The 1,708-nt window shown below is 48.2% G+C and carries 2 protein-coding genes and 1 pseudogene; 1 reads left to right on the top strand and 2 read right to left on the bottom strand.

The window, feature by feature from the left end:
* A pseudogene (locus AC19YT_RS28140) lies at positions 1-118 on the top strand (IS30 family transposase); the annotation flags it as partial.
* Positions 119-120: 2 nt separating this feature from the next.
* On the opposite strand, the gene AC19YT_RS28145 reads toward AC19YT_RS28140, so the two are convergent.
* Together AC19YT_RS28145 and AC19YT_RS28150 are read right to left on the bottom strand one after the other, a co-directional pair.
* Positions 121-1,086, bottom strand: coding sequence for a nucleotidyltransferase domain-containing protein (locus AC19YT_RS28145; protein WP_500611378.1), 966 nt, complete (start codon positions 1,084-1,086; stop codon positions 121-123).
* Positions 1,087-1,088: 2 nt separating this feature from the next.
* Positions 1,089-1,607, bottom strand: a complete 519-nt coding sequence (locus tag AC19YT_RS28150; protein WP_500611379.1) for an SLATT domain-containing protein — start codon at positions 1,605-1,607, stop codon at positions 1,089-1,091.
* Positions 1,608-1,708: the final 101 nt, after the last annotated feature.

Consider the following 1,708-nt stretch of genomic DNA (forward strand, 5'->3'; position numbering starts at 1 on the left):
GACCGTCGAAGCCGTCAATCGGACAGTAGCGAGGATCAATCTACGCCCGCGCAAGCGCTTGGGCTGGAAGACGCCGTACGAAGTGCATACAGGGGTGAGCGTTGCACTTATGTGTTGAATTCAGGAATCATAGAAAGCGTCTTTCCTTGCCGGCTCTTGCTCCCAAGAGTCGGCGAAGTTCTCACGCGGGTTGGATGGGTTTTCTATCCAAGACACGCCTTCCCGATCAACAATGTACCTGTCCATCGACTGTAGAATACTGATTAGAGCCCCCGTAACTGAGGACTCCTGTCCGTACGAGTGAGCCGCCAACGTGGAAATCACAACAGATGTAGGGCGACCGTCTGGATCATCTGAAAAACGCATGTCTCTATGACGTTTAAGAATCTGGATAGCTGATTGCAGGGGCGTCTTCACTCTGAACACGGGTATATCTGCAATATCAGCCTTGGCCTCTGCCAGCATCATCGCCCTACGCTTTTGGTCAAACGCAGGCTTCATGCATTCATAGAACCAATCCGCATAGCCATGCGGGTTACTGGAGGGCCAGTCTTCAGAGAGATGTGCGTAATTACCATGATTTTTATCAGTTATTGATATCGAGCGATCAACAAAATCCAGCGTCATAGCACGCTGCTCTCTTATCAAACGTTGGCGCTGTCCATCTGGAACAGAGGGCAGAAGATCCATATGAAATTGCGCGGTGTCTGCGTAATTTAACGTCCAGCACCTATCCCAATCGGATGGAGCCTGCATCCCATACCGAGCTGCGTAAAGCTTGAGCTCATAACCGAGGTCTTCATAAAGCCCCTGCTGAGTTTTTGTTGCCTTACTAAGATCAAACTCAAAAACCACGTCGAGATCGTAGTGTTCCTCACCACTTATTGGCGGAATTACTGTACCTAGCCGAAACGAGCCTTGAATATATGCATCAATATCAACGTTAGAAAAGCGTGACTCGGAACGCTCCAACCATGTACAAATTGATCGATAACTTTTATCTGCAGACTCATACCGCTCAGCAGGGATATCTAAAGTTGCAGCTAACGCAGAAATAAAACGGTCACTTGCCAGGGTGGGGCTCACTATTAGGCATCCTTGCGTAGCGTAGTTGGCAGAAAACAATCAATCTCAGAATCTGAGAAAGTATATTCTTCATTATCTTTTAATGCTTTCTGTGCGCTTAAGTAAGCTTTACTGTCCGTCTGTGGCGCCGCCTTATAGATTGTGGCTAGTTTAGCTTGCAGCTCATCTCTGCGCTTAATGGCATCTTCGTAGGAGATATGATTCATTCGCAAATCAGTGATCAGAGAAAGGTAGGACTCTCGTATTGGCCAGATACTGGCTGCTGCATCCCTGTGCTTCTGAGCTGTCCCACCAGGATCAAACCCTTTCATATAGCCCGAAATCAGCAAGGTAAGCAGCGAGAGAAAAGCCGTTGCGCCTTTCACACCCACAGGATCAAAAAACACAGCAATTACTGCGCCGGAAGCGGTTAGCCCAGAGACCCAAATTTGCGTGATCTTGAAGCGACGTAATGTAGTTGCACAGTTATCAGCCATTTTTTCATGAGTTTTATGTGTCCTGAATTCATAGAATAAGCGCAACGCTTGAAACGAGAGGCAGAGAGCCAGCCACCGGTAGAATCCAGGCTCTCACACCGAAGGATTCAAGCGCAGATGACTACGCATTACCGGCAGCTGACTCA

The organism is Pseudomonas sp. MF08875 (assembly GCF_059862525.1).